General features: G+C 47.0%; 17 protein-coding genes. 13 read left to right on the plus strand and 4 right to left on the minus strand.

Going from position 1 to position 21,730, the window contains the following annotated elements; translation table 11 throughout:
- Nucleotides 1–249: 249 nt before the first annotated feature.
- Nucleotides 250–786, minus strand: a complete 537-nt coding sequence (locus M4D81_RS03755) for a dihydrofolate reductase family protein (protein WP_260064516.1) — start codon at nt 784–786, stop codon at nt 250–252.
- Between the two features lie 195 nt (nt 787–981).
- Between M4D81_RS03755 and M4D81_RS03760 the strand changes: the two genes are divergently transcribed.
- The gene (locus M4D81_RS03760) at nt 982–1,341 is read left to right on the plus strand and encodes a winged helix-turn-helix transcriptional regulator (protein ID WP_397376659.1); all 360 of its coding nucleotides are present in this window, start codon (nt 982–984) and stop codon (nt 1,339–1,341) included.
- 523 nt (nt 1,342–1,864) lie between these two features.
- Here the strand turns inward: M4D81_RS03760 and M4D81_RS03765 are convergent.
- Nucleotides 1,865–2,971 carry a PRK06851 family protein gene (locus tag M4D81_RS03765; protein ID WP_260064518.1) on the minus strand — a complete coding sequence of 369 codons (1,107 nt, stop codon included), beginning with the start codon at nt 2,969–2,971 and terminating at the stop codon, nt 1,865–1,867.
- A 310-nt stretch (nt 2,972–3,281) separates the two neighbouring features.
- Here M4D81_RS03765 and pnuC point away from each other — a divergent pair, with 310 nt between their 5' ends.
- The 5 genes from pnuC (at nt 3,282) to M4D81_RS03790 (ending at nt 7,488) form a co-directional block, all read left to right on the plus strand.
- Nucleotides 3,282–3,959: a nicotinamide riboside transporter PnuC gene (gene pnuC, locus M4D81_RS03770; RefSeq protein WP_260064519.1), complete on the plus strand. Its 678-nt coding sequence runs from the start codon at nt 3,282–3,284 to the stop codon at nt 3,957–3,959.
- The gene (locus tag M4D81_RS03775) at nt 3,956–4,990 is read left to right on the plus strand and encodes an AAA family ATPase (protein WP_260064520.1); all 1,035 of its coding nucleotides are present in this window, start codon (nt 3,956–3,958) and stop codon (nt 4,988–4,990) included. Before pnuC ends, M4D81_RS03775 begins: the two co-directional genes overlap by 4 nt.
- Before the next feature lie 54 nt (nt 4,991–5,044).
- Nucleotides 5,045–5,929 (plus strand): NUDIX domain-containing protein, encoded by an 885-nt coding sequence (locus tag M4D81_RS03780; protein ID WP_071219374.1) that lies wholly within the window; start codon nt 5,045–5,047, stop codon nt 5,927–5,929.
- 3 nt (nt 5,930–5,932) lie between these two features.
- Nucleotides 5,933–6,484, plus strand: coding sequence for a riboflavin biosynthesis intermediates N-glycosidase (locus M4D81_RS03785; RefSeq protein ID WP_260064521.1), 552 nt, complete (start codon nt 5,933–5,935; stop codon nt 6,482–6,484).
- A gap of 224 nt (nt 6,485–6,708) precedes the next feature.
- Nucleotides 6,709–7,488, plus strand: a complete 780-nt coding sequence (locus tag M4D81_RS03790) for a hypothetical protein (protein WP_260064523.1) — start codon at nt 6,709–6,711, stop codon at nt 7,486–7,488.
- A gap of 181 nt (nt 7,489–7,669) precedes the next feature.
- On the opposite strand, the gene M4D81_RS03795 is transcribed toward M4D81_RS03790, so the two are convergent.
- Nucleotides 7,670–8,845 carry an ROK family transcriptional regulator gene (locus M4D81_RS03795; RefSeq protein ID WP_260064524.1) on the minus strand — a complete coding sequence of 392 codons (1,176 nt, stop codon included), beginning with the start codon at nt 8,843–8,845 and terminating at the stop codon, nt 7,670–7,672.
- A gap of 329 nt (nt 8,846–9,174) precedes the next feature.
- On the opposite strand from M4D81_RS03795, the gene M4D81_RS03800 reads away from it, so the two are divergent.
- The 7 genes from M4D81_RS03800 (at nt 9,175) to M4D81_RS03830 (ending at nt 20,539) form a co-directional block, all read left to right on the plus strand.
- The gene (locus M4D81_RS03800; protein ID WP_194540231.1) at nt 9,175–9,759 is read left to right on the plus strand and encodes a YdcF family protein; all 585 of its coding nucleotides are present in this window, start codon (nt 9,175–9,177) and stop codon (nt 9,757–9,759) included.
- Between the two features lie 194 nt (nt 9,760–9,953).
- Nucleotides 9,954–11,429 carry an ABC transporter substrate-binding protein gene (locus M4D81_RS03805; protein ID WP_260064526.1) on the plus strand — a complete coding sequence of 492 codons (1,476 nt, stop codon included), beginning with the start codon at nt 9,954–9,956 and terminating at the stop codon, nt 11,427–11,429.
- Nucleotides 11,430–11,535: 106 nt separating this feature from the next.
- Complete coding sequence (locus M4D81_RS03810; RefSeq protein WP_260064527.1) at nt 11,536–12,486, plus strand: carbohydrate ABC transporter permease; 951 nt, start codon at nt 11,536–11,538, stop codon at nt 12,484–12,486.
- A 29-nt stretch (nt 12,487–12,515) separates the two neighbouring features.
- Nucleotides 12,516–13,352 (plus strand): carbohydrate ABC transporter permease, encoded by an 837-nt coding sequence (locus M4D81_RS03815; RefSeq protein WP_071219381.1) that lies wholly within the window; start codon nt 12,516–12,518, stop codon nt 13,350–13,352.
- Nucleotides 13,349–14,110 (plus strand): Cof-type HAD-IIB family hydrolase, encoded by a 762-nt coding sequence (locus M4D81_RS03820; protein ID WP_260064529.1) that lies wholly within the window; start codon nt 13,349–13,351, stop codon nt 14,108–14,110. The genes M4D81_RS03815 and M4D81_RS03820 overlap by 4 nt, the downstream gene beginning before the upstream one ends.
- 14 nt (nt 14,111–14,124) lie before the next feature.
- The gene (locus tag M4D81_RS03825; protein WP_260064530.1) at nt 14,125–15,234 is read left to right on the plus strand and encodes an SGNH/GDSL hydrolase family protein; all 1,110 of its coding nucleotides are present in this window, start codon (nt 14,125–14,127) and stop codon (nt 15,232–15,234) included.
- Between the two features lie 112 nt (nt 15,235–15,346).
- Complete coding sequence (locus tag M4D81_RS03830) at nt 15,347–20,539, plus strand: CehA/McbA family metallohydrolase (RefSeq protein WP_260064531.1); 5,193 nt, start codon at nt 15,347–15,349, stop codon at nt 20,537–20,539.
- Between the two features lie 162 nt (nt 20,540–20,701).
- Here M4D81_RS03830 and M4D81_RS03835 read toward each other — a convergent pair whose 3' ends face one another.
- A complete protein-coding gene (locus M4D81_RS03835) occupies nt 20,702–21,595 on the minus strand; it encodes a CPBP family intramembrane glutamic endopeptidase (RefSeq protein ID WP_260064532.1) in 894 nt (297 codons plus the stop codon).
- Nucleotides 21,596–21,730: the final 135 nt, after the last annotated feature.

Consider the following 21,730-nt stretch of genomic DNA (forward strand, 5'->3'; position numbering starts at 1 on the left):
TATGCCATTGCTTAATTATTCATAATCATACTAGCATACTAGAGGACGAGGAGATTGGATGGTTGGTTTACAGAATCTAAGAGATTATGAAAGGCATCGAGATATGAGTTGCACATCAGTCCCCCTCTGCAATTTGGCAGAGGGGGACTGATGTTATTTGTAGTCCAGAGGTCAAGGTTACAAACATTAGTGGTGGGCCTAAATAAACGTGAATAATTGTTAAGTAAAGAAACTGAAGGAATTTGGCATCTATCGGTCAATCGCATATCGCAGCTGAACGACATCGCTGCCGAGAGGTTTGCAGTCTAGCAATCGCACAGACTTGAAACGATAATTGTCCTTGTCGATTAGCAGATTTAACCCTTTACCCTCTAATACAGGCGCCACATTGAAAATCACTTCGTCTACAAGACCTTGTTCTAAAAACGAATTGTGAATATCCGCACCGCCGCCAATGAGAGCGGTTAGGTGTCCTTTCTGTGAGAGGTAGCTTATTGCTGCTTGTGGCGACTTTACCACCGTTACGCCGGGAATGTTTCCAATGTTCTTAGACAATACAACGATGTCGATCCCCGCGAAGGGACCCTCCGTGTTTCCCTGTTCCTCTTGGGAGACTCGGCTTGGGTCTGACATTTCCTGAAACGTCTTACGTCCGACAATGAAATTTCCTGCTGCTTTTGCTTGTGCTGCGAAGTCTTCCAACGCTTCCTTTTTCGGTGGGTTATCCGGGCTAGATTGTGCATAATTGCCGTTCGCAGTTAGGGTTGCCCATAAAGTGGTTTTCATTAAACGTCCTCCTCATTTTCGATTCTGTTAACTTCAGGTTAGCACGATTCCCCGATTTGGATGTTCGTATGGCTTTAATCATCCTTCAGGGTCTCACCTTTCCATTCACATGGTAATCGATTTATGGTACATTTGAAAAGTAGTTACATTTATGTGCAATAGTTTCAAAAAATGAACTATGGAGTGATCGCGATGATGGATCGTACCTGCCCTGGTACCGTTGAACCGATTCTGGAGATTTTGGACGGAAAGTGGACGCTCCTACTTTTATTCGAATTATTTAACGGAACCAGGCGTTTCGGGGAATTACGCCGGAAATTGCAGCCCATTAGTCCGAAAACTTTGACAGATCGCTTGCGACTGTTAGAGGAAAAAGGAATCATAACACGTACGCTCTACCCAGGCATACCACTACATGTCGAATATGAACTTACGAAGAGTGGGTTAGGTTTGCAGCCGATTTTCGCGGCAATGTGGACGTGGACACAGGAGCATGGCGCATATTTACGGAATAAGACTGATGAAAAGGGCCAAGGTGGGAATGAAGTAATGTGATTGTGCTAACAAGTATTAGAAAGGGCTGAATTTGGAATCGATTTCCTGCCCGGACTTGCGTGAACCGTGCGGCAATCTCTATAGTAGAGGGAACGATCGAGCGGGAAATTGCTGCATCCGGCTGATATTGCGGATAATCCGGCGAATATGCGGCAGGAGAACGAGAATAAATCTGACCGACGTTGACCGAGAACCTCGCGTCGGGAGTCGCGAGTGGTTCCCGATCAGCCGACTGAGCCGTCACTTTTATACTTAAATGTCTGCAATAGGATACAGCACGAAAAAGAGCTGGCGGTACGTTTCCGCTAGCTCTTTTTTAATGCTCTTATTCCCCATGACATGGCCGCCACCCTAGCATAACGTCCGGCTTCCGGCCGAAAAAGCCGTATCCGGGCTCCTAGGAGAAGCCCGTCTTAGACGAGGTCACCCGCCGAAGAAAGGCAAGATGCTTAAACTTGCCGGTTGTTCTCCAGTTCGGGACAGATCACGTTGATTTCTACCAGATTCATCATTGGGATCTTTATTATGAAGGCTGAATAGAGCCGATTAGCTCATTCAATTCGGACTGTAATTGCAGATGGAGTTTCTCCACGATCGAAAAATCGGTGGCCGCAACATAGTAGGCCTTAATCTGAGAATCGATGGCTTCGGCTTCTGCCAGATGGGAGGTGGCCTCTTTCATTTTTGCCGAATAGCGCGCTTTGATACCGGCTATTTCGTCAGCATGGGCTTCATCGGTTCCAGGAGCTATAGTCCGTGTATACATATCTAGGATCTCATCCCCGTCCCGATCGGGGAAATATTCATGCGGAGCGGTACTGTCGAAGATCGCTGTTCGAAGCTCCGGGAATATCAGCATATCCAGACTGTTCGGGTCAAAGCCGCAATGAAACACTTGAACGTCGATTCCTTTCTGTTCGGCAGCGGAGGCAAGCTTTTTCAGAAGTGTCGATTTGCCGGAGCCCGCCCTTCCTTTGATGAAAATCCGTCTTTCCAGCTGAGCGGTCAAGCTTTGAATAAAATCGAATGCTCCCCTTGGAGTCGCAGCTCCGAAAAATAAGTGACGCGAAGCTATTGCCGAATCGCTTTCATGACCGGCGTATAATTCTTGAATCAATTCCAGCGCAATCTGGTCGGCCTTCGCAAAATCCATATTTTCAATGTAATATTTTTCCCACTCGTCATGAATCCGTAGTGCCGTTGCGAATGTTTCATACACATTTGAATAGGCGTTCTCAAGCTTGCCTCTAAGTTCTTCTATCGTGATGAAGTCTGCCGGTGAAATAAGGCTGTTATCGAACGCTTCCCCAAAATCGATAAAGACGATGTCACCGGCCCCGCTTTCCGAAATCCCCTTACAGACTCGCCCGTCGACAATACCAACCTTCAATTCCGTAAAAATGATGCCATCGAGTTCGTCGGGACGGAGAGGGGAGTGGAAGCATTGCACATGCAAGCCTTGGTCCAGCCGGCTATCCGCCAAGCTTTGCATGACCGTTGATTTCCCCGTGCCTTGGGGCCCCGTAAGGACAAATATCTTGTTCAGCCCACCAAATGCGGATTCATACAAGAAATGTGCCCCGCGCGCAGTGTTGCCGCGGGCAAAATAGTGAGATGATTTTAGTACCAACCTAAACCCTCCTTTGTGCCTATTCCGATTCGCAAAGTAGACAGAATAAGCATGATTGGGATAGTGCCTATTCATTTGTATATTCCGCATTGTAACAAGTGGTGTTCGTCCTCTCCCATGATTTTTGCTAATTGTTGAAGGGACTACAGAAGTTAAAAGATCAAGCCTGCGATAAATGGGGAGATTTCACTTGCCCTGCGCAGGTTTTTCTGTTAGTTTGATAGTAACAAAGTGTTATTAACAAAATAGTACTAAGTGTAATTATGTGTCTTCGTTCTATAAATAAGTGGAGAAAGCGGAGGGATGTAATGTGAAAAAGATTGCGCGTGGCTGGAACCTGTTCGAAATAGCGTGGTTGGCACTGTTTACCTCGATTGCTGTGGGGTTTACGGTGATTTCTAAGGACTCTTTATTCGGTTTTACCGTTTTTATTACTGGGGTGCTATGCGTGGTGCTTGCGGCGAAGGGCAATCTGATGAGCTATGTTTTCGGCATGTACAATACCATCGGTTACGCTTATCTGGCCTATATTAACGGGTTGTTTGGAGAGGTTATGCTGAATCTGCTATTCTTCGTTCCGATGAACGTCATTGGCTTCTACACGTGGAAAAATCATCGCCAAGACGGCAAGCTGATCATGCGCCAAATGGAACTTAAAGGTTTGCTTCTCGTTGGGACAGTTTGCATTTTAGGCTGTTTGCTGCTGGGATTTGGGCTTTCGTTCATCCCGGGACAGAACTCGCCTTACATCGACGCTACTACGACGGTGCTGTCCGTTGTGGCCACCTTTTTAATGGTCCGCAGATTCAAGGAACAATGGCTGGTCTATATTGTGTTGAATTTGTTTACGGTGCTGCTGTGGGCGATTCGATTGCTGGAGGGCAGCAGCGAAGGCATGCTGATGATCGTCATGTGGAGTGCGTATTTGGTTAATGCGGTATACGGCTATTACAATTGGAACAAAGGGGCCAAGGAGGTGGCGGCATGAAAACGCTCGGATTAACGCTGGGGAAGTTTGCCCCGCTGCATAAAGGGCATCAGTTCATGATCGAAACGGCACTGCGGGAGGTCGATGAGTTAATCGTGGTCATTTACGAGACAACGGTCACGCCGATCCCGCTTCATATTCGGGCGAATTGGATTCGACGACTATACCCGGCAGTCCGGGTCATCGAAGCTTGGGACGGACCGGATGGGTATTCGGATGACAGGGAGCATGAGATTCGGGAAGAACAGTATATCCTCCGTTTACTGAACGGGGAGCAAGTAACGCATTTTTATTCGAGCGAGTTTTACGGCAGGCATATGAGTCTTGCTTTGGGCTCGGTCGACCGGCGGGTCGATGAAGCCCGCGAGCGGGTTCCGATCTCTGCAACGATGATTCGTTCCGACCCATATAAGTACAGGGAGTTCATAAGCGATATCGTGTACCGGGACTTAATCACGAAGGTGGTATTTGTCGGGGCGATGTCGACGGGGAAGTCGACGATCACCGAAGCGCTGGCACGGCGGTATAACACGACCTACGCGAGTGAATACGGGCGCGATTATTGGACCGAGCATCAGGTGGACCGCAGAATAGGCCTGGAGGCGTTCGATGAAATCGCTCTGGGCCATATCGAGCGTGAAGAGCAGGCTTTGCTTGCGGCGAACCGATTTCTGTTTGTCGATACCAATGCGATTACGACGTATATGTTCGCCATGGATTACCACGGCCGTGCGCCTGAGCGATTAACGCGGATTGCCCTAGAGAACGCGCAGCGCTACGATCTGTTCTTCTTGTGCGACGACGATATTCCTTACGACGATACGTGGGATCGAAGCGGGGATCAGAAGCGGCATGTTTTTCATAAACAGATTATCGCGGATTTGAAGGAGCGGCGCATTCCCTACATTACGCTGCGGGGGAGCCTGGAAGAACGTATACGCAAGGCAGACGAGGTGCTGGCGAAGTTCGAGCCCTATCGAAACTATTTCGGGGAGCTAAAACGGTTAGAATTAGATGCAGGCAGGGAGTAAAATGAACCCATAACCACAACCCATTTAGAATCAAAAAACAAGGAGGCGCCCCCATTGGACTTGTTGGATCGGGACGGACTTACGGAACGCGAATTTTTGGAGCAGTACCGGGCAGGAGATTACGAGCGACCTTCGGTGGCAGCCGATATGGTGATCTTCACGGTTACGGATGAGGCGGCTGACAGTTATCGGAAACTACCCGAAAAAGAGCTCCGCATCCTGCTCATCCGCAGGGGAGGTCACCCCTTCCTGGGTAAATGGGCGCTGCCTGGCGGCTTTGTCCAGCCGAGCGAGACGACTGAGCAGGCTGCGGCAAGGGAACTGCGCGAGGAAACCGGCGTGGACGACGTTTATTTGGAACAGTTGTATACGTTCAGTGATATCGGGCGAGATCCCCGAACCTGGGTGATGAGCTGCAGCTACATGGCCCTGATCAACAGCGATAAATTGGAGCTTAAGGCGGGAGACGATGCGGCCGACGCCGCTTGGTTCAAGGTCTCCTATCGGCTGCTGCGGGAGCAGAAAGAGCTGATGGAGGACGGATACGTCAAGACGCTGGAGTATGAACTCAAGCTAAGCGGTGAAGAGGAGCTTTCGGCGATCGTGGCGAGGACGTTGACCGTGAAGACGACATCGACCAGCACGGAATATAAGATCGTATCGAATAACGGTTTGGCCTTCGACCACGCGAAGATTATAGCATGCGCGATCGAGCGGCTGCGGGGAAAAGTGAGCTATACCGATATTGCGCTGCACTTAATGCCAGAGCTTTTTACATTGACGGAGCTGCAGCAGGTTTATGAGGTCATTATGGATAAAGAGCTATTGAAGGCGGCCTTCCGGCGGAAGGTGGCCGATCTCGTGGCGGAGACTGATCATTACACCGAAAATGCGGGACATCGGCCATCCCGCTTGTATCGGAGAAAACTGGGGGAATAACCGATGATTTACAATCTCGATGAGCTAAGAAAAGCTTATAACGAAGGAAAAACGTTCAAGTATGTATTCTTTTGGGGCCATACGCCGCCTAAGGACGGGAGCGTCGACAAAAGCTGCTTCAGCCAGTGGTGGATGTGCCCGTTCACGGTAGAGGGGACGGAGTATTCCTGTGCCGAGCAGTTTATGATGGCTGAGAAGGCAAGGCTGTTCGGCGACAACGAAATGCTGGAGTCGATCCTTACGGCTAAGCATCCCAAGGAGATGAAGGCTTATGGGCGCGCGGTCCGAAACTTTGACAAGGATACTTGGGACAAGGAATGCTATGGCATCGTCAAAAGAGCCAGCTTGGCCAAATTTTCGCAGAATGCGGAGCTTGGCGACTATCTCAAGTCGACGAAGAACCGTATCCTCGTCGAAGCCAGCCCGCAGGACCGCATTTGGGGGATCGGCATGAGCCAGTCCAATCCGGATGCGGAGAATCCCGTGAAATGGCGGGGCCAGAATCTGCTGGGGTTCGCGCTGACCGAAGCGCGGGATGAGGTGCTGCAGAGGTAGTTTTTTGGCAGGATTGAGGGTGACTGTTTGAAAGTCATTTTTGAGAGTGAGATTACGGTACTTAATGACCTTATCATAAGTGACGGCAAGTTTTTCGATTGACAGCAATTAGAATACGTGATAATTTCACGGTAGGATAATAAAGGCAATGCAACCTTCGGGTTCAACCTCGCTGAGAAGTGGGTTGGACCCTTTTTGCATTCCAAAACAAGGGAGGATTCGTAATGTTGAGAACAGAATCGCTGTTACAGCGGCTGGGCGAGATCGGCAAGTCGCTCGAACGCAAGGGGGGAGCTCTTTTATTACTGGGAGTTGGTTCCGTTGGAGTCGAGACAGAACGGTTGGATGAATATTCGGATTTAGATTTCTTTGTCATTGTAAAGCCCGGGGAGAAAAACAGATATATAGACCGGTTGGATTGGCTCGAGGACGTACACCCTCTTGCCTATTCATTTAAGAATTCGGATGTTGGTTACAAGGTCCTGTTCGAGGACGGTATTTTCGGGGAATATGCTGTATTCGAGGAATGGGAGCTTGTGAACGCCACCTATACGGAAGGTCGGATCATTTGGAAGGACCCTATGTATGCCAATACGGCAATCGCCAAACCTTCCAACCCGATCCCCAGCCTAAAAGTGGATTCCTTGGACTTTCCTTTGAATGAAGCCTTAACCAATCTATACGTGGGGCTCGGTCGCTATGCTAGGGGAGAGCGTCTATCCGCGACGAGGTTTGTTCAAGGATATGCAGTAGACAGGATTCTATCCGTGCTCCATCTGCTAGAGCAAGAGGTGGACTACTATCCCGACCCATTCGGCAATGAGAGGCGGTTAGAGCGGAGATACCCCCGTTTTGCCGAAATCATAGGAGACATGATACAGGGATACGATCATGTTCCCGAATCGGCACTTCGCATTTTAGACTTCATAGAAGAAGTGTATCCGGTCAATCGAAGGTTAAGCGATGAGATACGGCGACTGGCTAATCTAAACTTGCCGAGTTGATACGCAAACGGAATCGACCCACTAGCGCACAATAGCGTCTATTAGGGGTAATACCAGCGTACTGTCGATATGGGCGAAGTATCTGGATAACAAAGAAAGAACTCTCCGAGTCTGGAGAGTTCTGTTTATTGCGTACGATCGACGTATCCATTTTAGGAATGACATCCAAAAACGGGGTCAATTAAAGAGATAAAGTATCCAGCGGTATTTCAAATGCGCGTTTAATAACTAACCCGGCAGCAAGCTTGGTTTCATCCGGTTTGTTATGAAGGTAGATCAATTGTACGTTATTAACTGTTACAGGCAACTGGTGCATGACCCTGGCTCTAATCTCGTTGAACATTTCGGGACTGATGGTATGAATGACTCGGCCTGTTATAAGCAGACTGTCTGGATTTATAAATGTAATGATATTGGTAACGGCGATCGCGATGCCATCGACAATTTTTTCGTATAAGCTAAGGAACTTAGGATCTCCTGTTCTTATGCCTTCTGCGAACTCCTCTAGTGTGCATTTGATGGAAACACTAAGTCCGCTGCTGGAAGCCAGCGTCGTTAAGCATCCGGATCTGCCGCAATGGCATGGATAGGCATCTTCTCCATAGAAGCCTTTATAATGCCCGAATTCACCTGCAACAAAGCTTGATCCTGCAATAATTTGTTTATCATGGACGATCGCGCCGCCTGTACCATAATCAAACTTGATGGTGATATTGTTATGGGAATCCTTCAAGCTGCCGTTCATATTCTCGTTGACGGAGAGAAGATTGACATCGTTCTCGATATACACAGGGATGTTATATTGGTCTTCAAGCAGCTGCTTGAGCGGCAGGCGATGAACGCCTATGCCGGGTGTCCGCAGAACGATGCCATGCTGAGAATCTACCAGGCCCTGCATACTGATTCCGATCCCTTTTACTTTGGAGGTGTTGGGCACCTGGGTGAGCAGCTCGTCGATAACTTCATGCAACAGCTGCATCAGCACATCGATAGAACCATATTTGTTGCTCGTGCGTTCTGCGGATGCAACAGCTTCTTGACGCAGGTTGAACACTTTTCCGCGAATGTATTTGCCGGCGAGCTCAAGCCCGATGGCATAAAAATGGCCGCTGTTGATATGAAGGCCGACTCTTTTCCTTCCGCTTCCTGCCTCCAAGTCGATAAGCTCCCCTGTCACGATTATTTTCTCCTTCAACAGGCGATTCACGATATTGGTTACTGTTTGTCTGCTTAGTCCAGTCTTTTCCGCAAGCTCTACGCGAGAGATCGGCCCCTCTGAATAAATGAGAAAAAGAACCTTCTGCTGATTAATTGATTTTAATAACATATGGCTGGTTTGTTTAACCGAATCACTCACAATATGCATCCTCTTTCCAACAACGTTTTATATAATATAGATTCAAAACATTTGACAAATTAGGAACATACTTTGCTTCAAGTGTAGCATTAATACGAGGCGAATAAAAGTTGCAAGTTCGTTTAATTCAACGAGCATATCATTTAAATTTTCATAAAAACGACGATAGATGGCGGTATTATGCAGAAGAACACAATCAATGCGAGAAGTTATATTCCAAAAATACTTAAAAAACGAAACAGATTGTATTGACATTGTTATAAAAAAAGATATTATATTTGTAAACTGATTTGATTAAATACAGAAAATGACGCCTAGAGGAGTAAGTAATGGTATGGATCGGATGGATAATTGCAATCGCAGCGATGACGGTGCTGGCTTACATATGCTGGCTGCATGCAGTTATATTACAACCTGGTAAAGCAGATGCGATTATTGTACTTGGCTATGTATCTAAAGACGGCCGAATACACCCTTTGCTTAAGGAAAGACTGGATGAGGCTTACAAACGATTTCAGCAGTATGGGCACAAATACATCATTGTATCGGGGGGAGCCGTTGGTTCACGTCGCTCGGAGGCAGAGCTCATGAAGAAGTATCTGGTTGAGAAGGGCGTTCCGGCGAAAAGAGTATTAAAAGAAGACAAGTCACACAACACCGTTCAGAATTTAATCTTTAGCAAGCAATTGATGGAGCAGTACCAGCTAAAATCTTTTATGATCATAACCAATTTATTTCATGTCCGCCGCACGAAGTATATTATGCATCGTCTTGGCATGAATGGCGGTTTCAGCGCTAATCGAAGTCTTAGAAGCATTGTGGGATTCCAGCTCAAATTAACATTTTTGGAAATTCGGGCGTTTCGATTAACGCTCCCCATTATCAGGCGAGAAATCAATGATCAAAACAATTGACAAAGTGGTTGACAACCGGCCGATAAGTGATTAAAATGTAAGCGTTTACAGAATATATGGGAGGTGAGACTTAAGTGGCTATAGGCCAAAAGTTGTTTACAAATTATTTACCCGGACTTGATTGGTAATTAACAAAACATAATTATGCTTAAATAGTTAATCCAATTTATTTATTAATTAACGGGGGCGAAATAATGTTTAATGGCAAAATGAAACGATTCATGAGCACGGGTGTTGCAGCGGCGTTATCTTTAGCCATGTTGGCTGGTTGCGGTGGAAACAGCGGGAAGAACGAGGCTAGCCCAAGTACAACTCCTGCTGGGTCGGATAAGCCAGGTGTATCTGCAGAGGTAGAGACTTACGAGAATGGATTGCCGAAGAATGAGGAAGTAACGCTAAAGGTAGGCTTCTTTGTAGGAGGATATGGCCGGGAGTGGTTCGATTATGCAGTTGAATCGTTCACAGCCAAGTATCCAAATGTCAAAATAGACATCACAGCTTCAGCCGATATGAAGACGATTCTTTCTACAAAAATCTCTGCAGGCAATGATAATGACATGTTTGATCTATTTAATACGGATCCAGCGGGAGGTATTGTGGGGCTCGCTGAAGCCGGCAAGCTTGAACCAATGGATGACATTTGGGAATACCCTCTTCCAGACGTGCCGGACAAAAAGGTCAAGGATCTTATGATGCCGGGCATGTACGAGTCAACGCAGCTAATCAATGGGAAAAGGTATGAATTTACGACGGCGAGCAGCTTTGGCGGGTTGTTTTTTAACAAAAAGCTATTCGAAGAGCATGGCTGGAACCAGAACCCGAACACATGGGATGAATTTAAAGCACTTCTAGCAGACATTAAAGCGGACGGCATTGCTCCCATAACGTTCCCGGGTATTCATCCAAGCTACCATAACTGGGCTTTCGGAACAGCCAAAAATTTTGAGCTGGCTGATATCAATGGCCATGTCGATGAATTTATCGAAAATTATAGAACCTATGGTCTGCCGCAATACACAAATCCGGAGACGGTTGAAACCTGGACGCGCATCTACGAGCTTGGCCAACAAGGATATTTTGCAGAAGGACTTCCGGCATTGAACCATACGCAATCGCAAATGCAGGTTATTCAGGGGCAAGCGGCGATGGTATCGACAGGGACTCATGTCGAGAATGAGATGAAGGAAGCAACACCCGAGGATTTCGATTGGGGCTTCATGGCTGTTCCTTTCAGAGATGACACCAATCAAACGCTTTGGATTCGAAGCGGAACTTCAAACTTCAACTATATCTGGGCAGCTAAGCCGGAGCTTAACAAAAAGTGGGCCAAAGAGTTGATCACATGGATGGTTACGCTTGAAAATCAACAATTTGCAGCTGAAAAAGCAGGCGCTTTGCCAATGCGCAAGGATTTGACGGAAGACCCTGCCAGAACAGCTAATCTTTCCAGCTCCGCCCAATCTGTTCTGAAATACATTGCGGATAATAATGCTCAAACTTATAAAGCAAGCCGGTCTATCAGTATTTCGGATCCGAATCTTGCTCAAGCGGAAAAATTATTAAATGAGAATATTGTTAAATTTGCTATGGGTATGCAGGATCCGAAACCGATTCTGGAGCAAGCTGAAGAGCTGCTGAAGAAAGCTGTAGAGGCTGAAAAGAAAAAATAAGACGTGATGGAGCGGGGAGGATTCATCTCCGCTCTTCCGTTTTAACTTCTGCGACCCATGGGCTTAGTGACTTATAAACGTCTAGTAAGATAGGAGTTGACCTCTCGTGTCTGATTCAACCGTTGTGACGACACCAAAAGCCCCTATGCGCAAGCGTATGGGTCTAGATAAAGCGAATACGCAGAAGTGGATATTTCTGTTCATAGCCATCGTGCCTCCCTTTGGCGGATATTTGCTTTTTACGTTGTTTCCGAACATTTTATCCGTTTATTATGCGCTGCTCAATTGGGACGGGTTTACGGATGCAACGTTTGTGGGGCTGTCCAATTTCGTCACCGCATTTCAAGATAAATACGTGTGGCGCGCGCTTACCCACAACTTGATTTTAATGATAACGGTGCCCTTCTTTGTTATTATCATCTCTTTGATACTTGCCTATTTAATTACAAATAAATCGTATAAAGAAAATAAGTTTTTGAAGATATTGTTTTTCTTTCCGAATGTGTTATCTACGGTCGTAGTCGCGCTCCTCTGGGCTTTTATTTATGACGGATCGTACGGTTTGCTGAATGGGCTTCTAAAGTTCATTGGCATGGATACCGGTAATTTCTATTGGCTGGGCAATGAAAACACGGCGCTTGCAGCGATTATCCCGGCATGGGTATGGGGCGGCGTCGGCTTGTACGTCATTATCTTTGCCAATGCGATGCTGGCGATTCCAAAGTCATTGTACGAGGCGGCGATTCTTGAAGGGGCCGGACATATGTCGCGCTTGTTTAAAATTACAATGCCGCTTGTTACGCCAATTATTCGGGTCAGCGCTTTGTTTCTGATCGTTGGCACGATGAAGGGCTTTGAAATCATCCTCATTATGACAAATGGGGGCCCATTCGGGTCGACGGATGTCATCGGCCTCTACATGTTTAACTTGGCTTTTGGCGTAGAGTATCGGAATTACGGCTACGCTTCCGCAGTCGGTATGATCCTGTTCGTCATATTAGTAACGGCAAAGCTGTTAATCGATAAATTTGTGCCGAACAAAGGCTACGAGTATTAGTTTCCATATGAAGTTCGGAGGGATAAAGTTTGAAGGAAAAACGAACGTTTATGGACGTTGTGTGGCGTGTGCTGCTTTATGCTTGGTCGTTGACCATATTATTTCCTTTAGTCTGGGTTATCTATGAATCGTTAAAAAGCAATCCTGAGTTTTTTAAAGATATATGGGCGCTGCCTTCGGAACCAAGATGGCAGAATTATTCGAAGGCTTGGAATCAATACGGTTTTGGGCAATCACTCTTAAATACCCTTTATTATGTCGGCGGAAGTCTGGTGCTTGGGCTTTTCTTTACGACAATTAACGCCTATGCGCTTACTCGAATGCAATTCAAAGGTAGAAAATTGATTTGGGGCTTGATTATGTTGTCCCTGTTCCTGCCTGGCATCAATGCGCTTGTACCCCAGTATGTAGTGATGAGGGAACTGAATTTAACCAATAGTTTGACCGGATTAATTCTCCTGTCCAGTCTGGGGGAAAGCGTGTTCTACCTTATGCTGCTCGGAGGGTTTATGAGCTCTTTGCCGATGGAGCTTGAGGAGAGCGCAACGATGGATGGTGCTACATTATTCCAAAAGTTTTGGCGTGTTATTGTTCCTTTGTCTACACCGGGAATTGTAACCGTTGGCGTATTCAAGTTCCTAGGGTTCTATAACAATTTCTTAGCGCCGTTTATCTATTTGAGCGATCCCAAGAAATATCCCATTGCGGTGCAAATGTATTCTGCGAATAAGCAAATGGAGTTTACTGCGGATTGGGTAACTTTGTTTGCCGGTGTAACCATTGCGATGGTACCGTCCATTATTATTTATATCTTATTCCAAAAGCTTCTGATGGAAGGAGCGACCATGGGAGCGGTGAAGGGATGAATACGGTGCAGCAAGTGAAGGCGAAATATAAGCTGATTGCCTTGGACCTGGATGGGACTCTTCTGACGGATGAAAAGCACATTACGGAAGAGACCAAAAAGTGGCTTCAATATGCCGAGGATCAGGGCGTTAAAGTGATGTTCTCCACCGGAAGAGGCTTGCAAACTGCACAGGGCTTCTGGGATGAGCTGGGGCTTGATTCCCCGATGGTGCTGCTCAATGGCGCGGAAATTTGGGAGGGGCCGGGCAGGCTTAAGAAGCGAGTCTTCCTCCCCCGGGATACGGTCCGCCATATGCACGCCATTGCTGCCGAACGGGCCGAGTGGTACTGGGGCTACAGCGTGGAGAGCTTGACGGGCGACAAGGATTGGACGCCTGAGATGTTCGAGAGGGATTGGATGAAATTCGGCATCGGCAGCCATGATCAACAGAAGCTCGCGGAAATTAAGGAGGAGCTGCTCCGATGGGGGACGCTTGAAGTTACCCGTTCGGCCCCTACGAATATGGAGATATCAGTTAAAGGAACTACCAAGGAAAGTGGAGTGCGTGAGGTTTGCCAGATGCTGGGCTTCTCGATGTCCGATGTCATTGCGATGGGAGACAGTGATAATGACGCGAAGCTGCTGAAGGCGGCAGGTCTCGGTGTGGCGATGGCCAACGGTGAAGAGCATATCAAATCGATAGCGGACGTTATGACGGCTACCAACAACGAGGACGGCGTTGCTCAGGCGATTCGGAAATATGTATTCCAAATGTGAGGGAGTAGAAATAGATGACCGTTCAATCGAAAGAGATAAACTTAGATCAACTGGGCGGAACGATATACCCAAAGACAACCAATGGCGAGCAGTTGAGATGGCATTCTCCGCTTGAAGCGCCCTTTCACATCGCGGGCTTCCCTTGGCTTGCGCAGGATGGGATATACAGACGCCTGCCCTTGGCTTCAGGGGCTGTCTTGCCGCCTGCGGTTGATACGCTTGCTTATTGTACGGCAGGTGGGCAAATTCGCTTTCGCACCAATTCTTCAAGGCTGGTCATAAGGGTGCGTCTTGCAGGACCGGCCAATATGTATCATATGCCGCCTACAGGGCAGTGCGGGGTTGACTGCTATCTTGGAGAGCCGGGAGAGCAGAGCTTTATCACCACGGCTAGATTCAAACCAACGGAAAGTGAATATGAATCCCAGCTTTATCAGTGGGATACGAAAAAAGATGTAGCCGTCACCTTAAACTTGCCGCTCTACCAAGGGGTAGAAGAGGTATGGATCGGTGTAGATCAGGATGCTGTCATAAGCGATGCACCTGCCTATGCAAGCAGTAAACCCGTCATTATATATGGAACTTCGATTACGCAAGGGGGATGCGCCTCCCGGCCGGGTATGGCTTATTCTAATATTCTCAGCCGTATGATTCCGGTGGAGTTCGTAAATCTAGGCTTCTCCGGGAATGGAAAGGGCGAGCCGGAGCTCGCGCAGATCATGTCGGAAATCGATGATCCGGCTCTATTTATCCTTGATTATGAAGGGAATACGGGCGAGGCCGGAAACATCGCACGAACGCTGCCTGCCTTCATCCAGATTTTGAGAGAGCGACATCCCGAAGTTCCTATACTAGTAGTCTCCAGGATTAGCACTGCCGAAGACCAGTTCTATATAGAGAGGAGGGAGCTTAATGATCGCCGCAGGCTGATCCAAATTGAGAATGTGGAACAGAGGCGGACAGTAGGAGACCGTAATATCCATTTCGTTGATGGTTTGAAGCTGCTGGGCGATGATTTTGTCAATGATTGCACGGTTGATGGAACACATCCAACAGACCTCGGATTTTTGCGCATGGCACAGTCGCTTGCACCTATCATTAGGCCATTGCTGCGACTGCGATGAACAAGATAGATGTTATGAACAGCCTTCAGACTGCATTTTTTGGTTAGGGGCTGTTTGTCTATCAGTCAGACACCTGTATTACCATTTAAGCCGAAAAAGGAGAGGATTTTGATTGAAGTCCCAAAGAAGAAGTCTGCCTTTTATTGTGATGGCTTGTTTCATTGCGGGGGTTGTTAGTCTTTGTTACGGCATTAATGTATTCGCGTCTTCAGATAAAGAAGAAGTTGTTTCTCAAAAAGAGAGGGCTAAGTACTCAGGAGCTTCACTGTTCAAAGGTCACATGCATTCCCATACATCTCTCAGTGACGGGATATTGTTGCCCAATGATGCTTACGATTTTGTGAAAGCTAATACAGACTTTGATTTTTTTGCAGTGACTGAACACGACGTGACTTATGACATCAGTACGGGCAGTGATTTTATTACGAATGTTCAAGACGCTTATTCAAAAGAATACAAGCTGCTGCATGAGCAATCCGATGCTCACAATCGTGATAACGAATTTATTACGCTGCCTGGTACGGAGGTGACCTGGTATGATGAATCGGGTCATATCAACCTATTTAATGCCCCATGGTTTGCAAGAACACATGGAGTAGGCGCGGATGGCACTTGGGGCTGGAGCGACATCAAATATGATTTGCCAACCTTTTACGCAAGACTTGCCCAAGATCCTCATGCGATTGCTCAGTTTAATCATCCACGCTTGTCAGGTAATTGGAGTTTCAATGAATTTAAACATTATAACCGAGACGTTGACAGAAACCTTAATATGATCGAATACAAATCCTCCAATGATTTTGCAGTCTATACCAAGGCATTAGATCAAGGCTGGCATGTTTCTCCTGTGTTTGGCGGAGACGAGCACAAAGGAAATTGGGGAATGGTTCAGCCCCATGTGACCGGTATGTGGGGAGATAACCTTACTAGAGAAGGTCTTTACGAGGCGATGCGAAACCACCGCACCTATGTATCATTTGATCGTAACTTAGAAATGGCGGTTTCCGCAAAAGGTCAGATGATGGGGGCGATCCTTCCGGCCAAAACAAAAGAAATTGAACTTAAAGTACGGATAAATGATCCTGATGCCAACGATGATTTGGTTAAAGTCGTTGTTTACAAAAACAGCGGCGAAATTCTCAAGGAGTATCGCAATATTTCCAGTAATAAATTTGAAAAGGAAGTAACCTTAGCAACTAAAGATGGTGATTATTTCATCGTTAGAGCTTTTCAGGCAGACGGTGAAGAAGCTATAAGCGCTCCAATTTGGATTGGTGATGAAACGAGGGGCACGGTGCACGCGCCTGAAATTACGGTACATGGGCAATATCCGGACACCATTAAGCTTGGAGATCAAATAGAAGTGCTGAGCGCTTCGGCGACGGATCATCGCGGTCAATCTTTATCGGTGGAAGCCATCGTTTTAAATGATAAAGGAGAAGTAGCCGCTCTAAATCAGCATTTCAAGGTCGATATGTATGGAGACTATTTCATTAAGTATGTAGCGACCGACGCTCAAGGAAATACGCGTGTTGAACTTATTCGATTGCTTGTTGATCAACAAAAGCTGGACGCTGATAACATTTTAAATGAATTCCAACCCATGGTTAATGTAGGTGCAAGCGAACGTGAAGTAGGAGTAAATCTAGTAACGGATAAGGCGTTAGAAACGTCGTATGTTCAGTATAAACCGGAGTCAGTGGCAACATGGGACGATGCTGAAGTGGTACAAGCGGAAGTCTCTTATTTTCAAGCCGCCTATGGTGATACGTATGACAAGAGTAACTATCGCGTGCTTGCAGCTCATGAAGCGAATATAACAGATCTCGACTTAGGGACTAAGTATGACTATCGGTATGGAATGTCACCGACTGGACCTTGGAGCGGCAGCTATAGCTTTAAGACCGCGCCAGCTTCAGAGGAAGCCGTTATGTATGTGATGGGGGATCTTGGAGTTCCTGATCGAAATCCGGAAAGCTTCCAGCTCTTTAACAATATGCTGGACGTTCTGCGGGAGAAAAATTCAAACGGACAGACGGTGATCCAAGTCGGGGACTTGGTCGAGAACGGCGGCAATATGTATGCTTGGGATGATGTGTTTAAGAACATTTACAACAACGATATGGGACTAGTTTCTGCTCACATTGTCGGGGACCGTGAACGTGCGACGGAACGGAAGCTCGTGCCGTTCTCCGGTTTTTTCAACCTGCCGAAGAACGGTGAAGGCAGTTACCAGGAAACGAATTATTCGTTTGATTATGGCGATATGCACGTTGCTGTTCTGAATTCAGTGCTGGATTTCGACAAGCAGCTGTCATGGCTGGAAAAAGATTTGCGGGCAACCGACAAGAAGTGGAAAATCGTTATGGGGCATTATCCTTATTATGGCGGTCAATCCGGCGATGAGACCGGTATGGACATGATGAGAGTGAAATTGTCTCAAGCATTTGAACGCCTTGGCGTTAGCTTGTATATTGGCGGTCATGATCATGTGTATAAACGGACAACCATACGAGACGGTGTAAAAGATATATCGGAAGAAGCGATGAATTTAGGAACAACGTTTGTGACCGTTGGTTCATCAGGTCCAACATTCTATGATAACAAATCATTTGACTGGGATCATATCGTTTTTGATGAGAATAAGCAGACCGGTGTTATTTTAGAATCGAACGATCAATCTCTCACGTTGAAAGCCTACAACAGCGACGGTGTTGAAATTGATTCATTTACGATTAAACAACCTGCAAATTATATGAACTTAACAAGCGCGATTATAGAAAATAACGTCTTGAAGGGCGTTGGGGTCCTGAATTACCCGAGCTTACCTGAACGTGTCACCGTGATCGGGGAAAAGCGTGATCATACAGGTGAACAGCTGTTGGAAACGGTTATTCAAGAAGCAACGCTGGAACATCTCGGACGAGAACAAATCATCTTATTTGACAACCCTCTTGCATTTGGTGATGAACATACCATCGTCGTAAGAGTGGTTAATAATCCAATCGATCAAGAGCCGTTAACGGACCCGTTCATAGCGAAAGAAGGAATGCTGGGCGATGGTTCGGAAGGCAACCCCTATCAAATCAAAAGTGCCAGTGGGCTTTATAAAATGCATGAGTTCCCGGACAAACACTTTATTTTAGATCGGGACATTGATGGGAATGGCGTGTTTTTTGAAGCCATTGGCGCGAATGGCACTCCATTTACGGGTACGTTTGATGGGCAAGGGCATACGATTACAGACGTTATGATCTCCTCAGGCGGCGCAGGCCTCTTTGCCATTAATGAAGGGACGATTCGAAATGTAGGAATCATCCATGCAGACATTGATGTTCGTCGGAGCAATGTTGGAATCCTGGTCGATCAGAATGATGGAATCGTGGAATATGCCTACAGTACCGGATCTATTCGAGGCAATTCTACAGTTGGCGGTCTTGTGGGCTACTCGAACGGTATCGTTAGTAACAGTTATTCAACAGCTCGAGTTAATGCACGAGGCAAGCAAGCCGGCGGCCTGATCGGGATTACGAATCGGGGGAGTATAACCGAACAGGTCTATGCCATGGGAGCCGTCATAGCAGAAGAATCCAATGCTGGCGGCATCAGCGGATACGGTTATAACAATACGGTTATTCAAAATAGTATGGCATTAAATCCATCGATTGTTACAGGTACGGCATCGAATCGAATTGTCGGCAGAGTGTTAGCTGGGGAGAAGGCAACTCTAGTCAACAATTACGCCGATGAAAATATGTTTGTTAGCAGTGAGAACGTTACGGTTCCTGATCCAAACAATGAAAAAGGACAGGGGGTCGGTGCAGAAGCATTCACGAAGCCAGCTTTTTTCATGGAGACCCTCCATTGGGATTTTGATTCGGTCTGGATCTGGAATGAAGATGCCAAGCGTCCTTTACTGCAAAGTAATTTGGAGGTAATTAACGAAGACCATATTCCAAAGCCGAAGCTGGATCGGAATGAAGATGGGTACTACATCATTCGTTCGATTCAAGAATTAGAGACGATATCCGAATTCCCAAATGAAAATTATAAACTAGAGAATGATCTTGATTTTGAAGGAAAGCTGTTTGAGCCCTTATTCAAGGGCACGCCTTTCCTTGGCACGTTTGATGGGAACAATAAATCCTTAACCAATTTCAAATCAGAAAATGGCGGCTTATTTCATCTCAATGGCGGAGTGATTAAAAATATAGCTATGATCGATGCCAGCGTCACTGGCGGGAGCCGAATAGGCATACTCGTCAATACGAACAATGGCGAGGTAGAGAATAGTCTCTCAACAGGCTCCATTACAGGCTCCAGCACAGTGGGGGGGCTAGTAGGCTATTCTAATGGTATCGTAAGAAACAGCTATTCAACCGCCGATGTGACCGCTCAGGTAAGTCAGGCCGGCGGCCTAATCGGAATTACGAACTCAGGCAGCCTAACAGAAGACGTGTATGCGTCTGGAACCATTCGAGCGATGACGAGCAATGCGGGCGGAGTGACTGGATACGGATACAATGATACGGTCATCAGAAATGTCATTGCCTTGAGCCCTTCGGTTACGGCGCCAACGATGGCCAACCGGGTGATGGGACGAGTTCTTGCGGGGCACACCGCTACGCTCGAAAATAATTATGCATTTGACGGCATGATAGTGAATAAAGAAGGTGTCGCTGAAGGAGCATTAACAACCCTTAAAGGATTAGGCCTAACTGAAACTGAAATAAAGACTCCATCCACCTATACCGACAGGCTAGGGTGGGACTTTAACGCGATTTGGAGATGGGACGGTATGGCTAAGCGACCTGTTTTACAATCGGTATCAGAAGGTAACGAAGAAGAGCCGGTTAGCCTGATTGAGCTTGAGCTCGAGGGAATGTCTGCACTGGTCGTTGGCGAGAGTGATCATACGGTGACTACCGCAGTATATAGCGATGGAAGCCGTGAAAAGGTAGGGACAAACGTCATCTATACAAGCAGTGATCCAACTATAGCGGAGATCAGCGCTAGCGGTGTAGTAACGGCGATTTCGGAAGGAACCGTACTCATCACGGCAGAGTATGATGGCTTGACTTCATCCTATGAGCTAACCTTGACTCAGAAGCAAATCGATATGGAGGGGGTCAACCAAGGCATGGATGCGGAAGTCACGCTTCCGTTCACATCTTCGACCTTTGTCGGAACGGGGGAGCGGTGGATCGCGAACCAGATGCCGCACCCTCCTGGACCGCCTGAAGTGGCGGTCATTTCAGGCGGTAGCGAGCTTCTCGTATCCGTGTCGAAGCCTTTAATGAAATAGAGGCTGCTTCACCTGTGAAGTGGCCTTAAATGGCCAGATATCATATGTATTGGGCAGTTTCATGAAATGAGTCCGGTAATTATACCGGGCTCATTTCGATTTATGTCTGCAAGTGTTTATATTGGTGGGTACAGCGTCCTTAGGAGGGATCAGGTCAGTCGTTTACTTTGATACAGGAAGGTTCCGGGCCTCAATCCTTCGATAACGTGCAGCCCCAATTAGCATTGGAATGGAGATCAGAAGACTGATTACAACCGGAACAATGGAACCTTCAAGTCCAAAATCGCCCCCTGTGAGAAGTGCGGCACCGTTCACCTCTACAGTAAATAGACCGGGAGCTGAGTGTCCGGAAACAGGAATGCCTAGCACTCCTTCAATGGCATTCCATGCAAAATGCAGCCCCATGGCAAACCATAAGTTCCGCCGCCACAGGAAGGCCGCTCCGAGCAGAACACCTGCTTCCAGGGCTATGGCGAACGCGCTCCATAATGTTGCCCCTGGATTTCCAAGATGGGCAACTCCAAAGAATAGTGAGGTCACAGCAAGTGCGAGCAGTTTCCCTCCCAATTTATCAATGGCTTGAAACATAAGTCCACGAAAGATAAGTTCCTCGATAATGGCTGCTCCTATAGCTGCTCCAATGGAGGATATGAGAACAGAACCCGCATTCGCAGAACTTGCCCACTGAAAGGAGTACCCTCCCAGAGCCATAATAATAAAGACGGACCCTGCGATAAAGATTGTCCCGGTAAGTACGCCAAGGACAGCTTCAATCCCTGCGCGTTGCCTAGCTATCTCTGGAGTGGAACGCCGGGCTAGGTATGTCAGCGTGAGCTTATAAACCATGATGGCCAGCAACCCCATCACTAGTGTAAGGACAAGGGAAATCATCCCATCCCCTCGCTCAGTCAGCTGTCGGAACAACGTATCGATAAGAACAATACCGATAGCTCCCACAAGCATCCAGACGATTGGAAAACGCCAAAATGAACTCCAAGCACTTAACTTCCTGCCATTCTGCAGCAGCTCTTTATTTTTAGACATTTTTTTCTTCATGTCTTTCATCGCCTCCTCTGTTGTTAGATGCTATGAGTATAGGCTGAAAAAGTCATAAAGAGACAGTGCGCTTTTGTCATAATTTATTCTATGGCTATATTCATAAAAAGCCGGCAACCCTAATAGGTTACCAGC

Source organism: Paenibacillus sp. p3-SID867, assembly GCF_025142895.1.
Lineage (GTDB): Bacteria > Bacillota > Bacilli > Paenibacillales > Paenibacillaceae > Paenibacillus_AQ.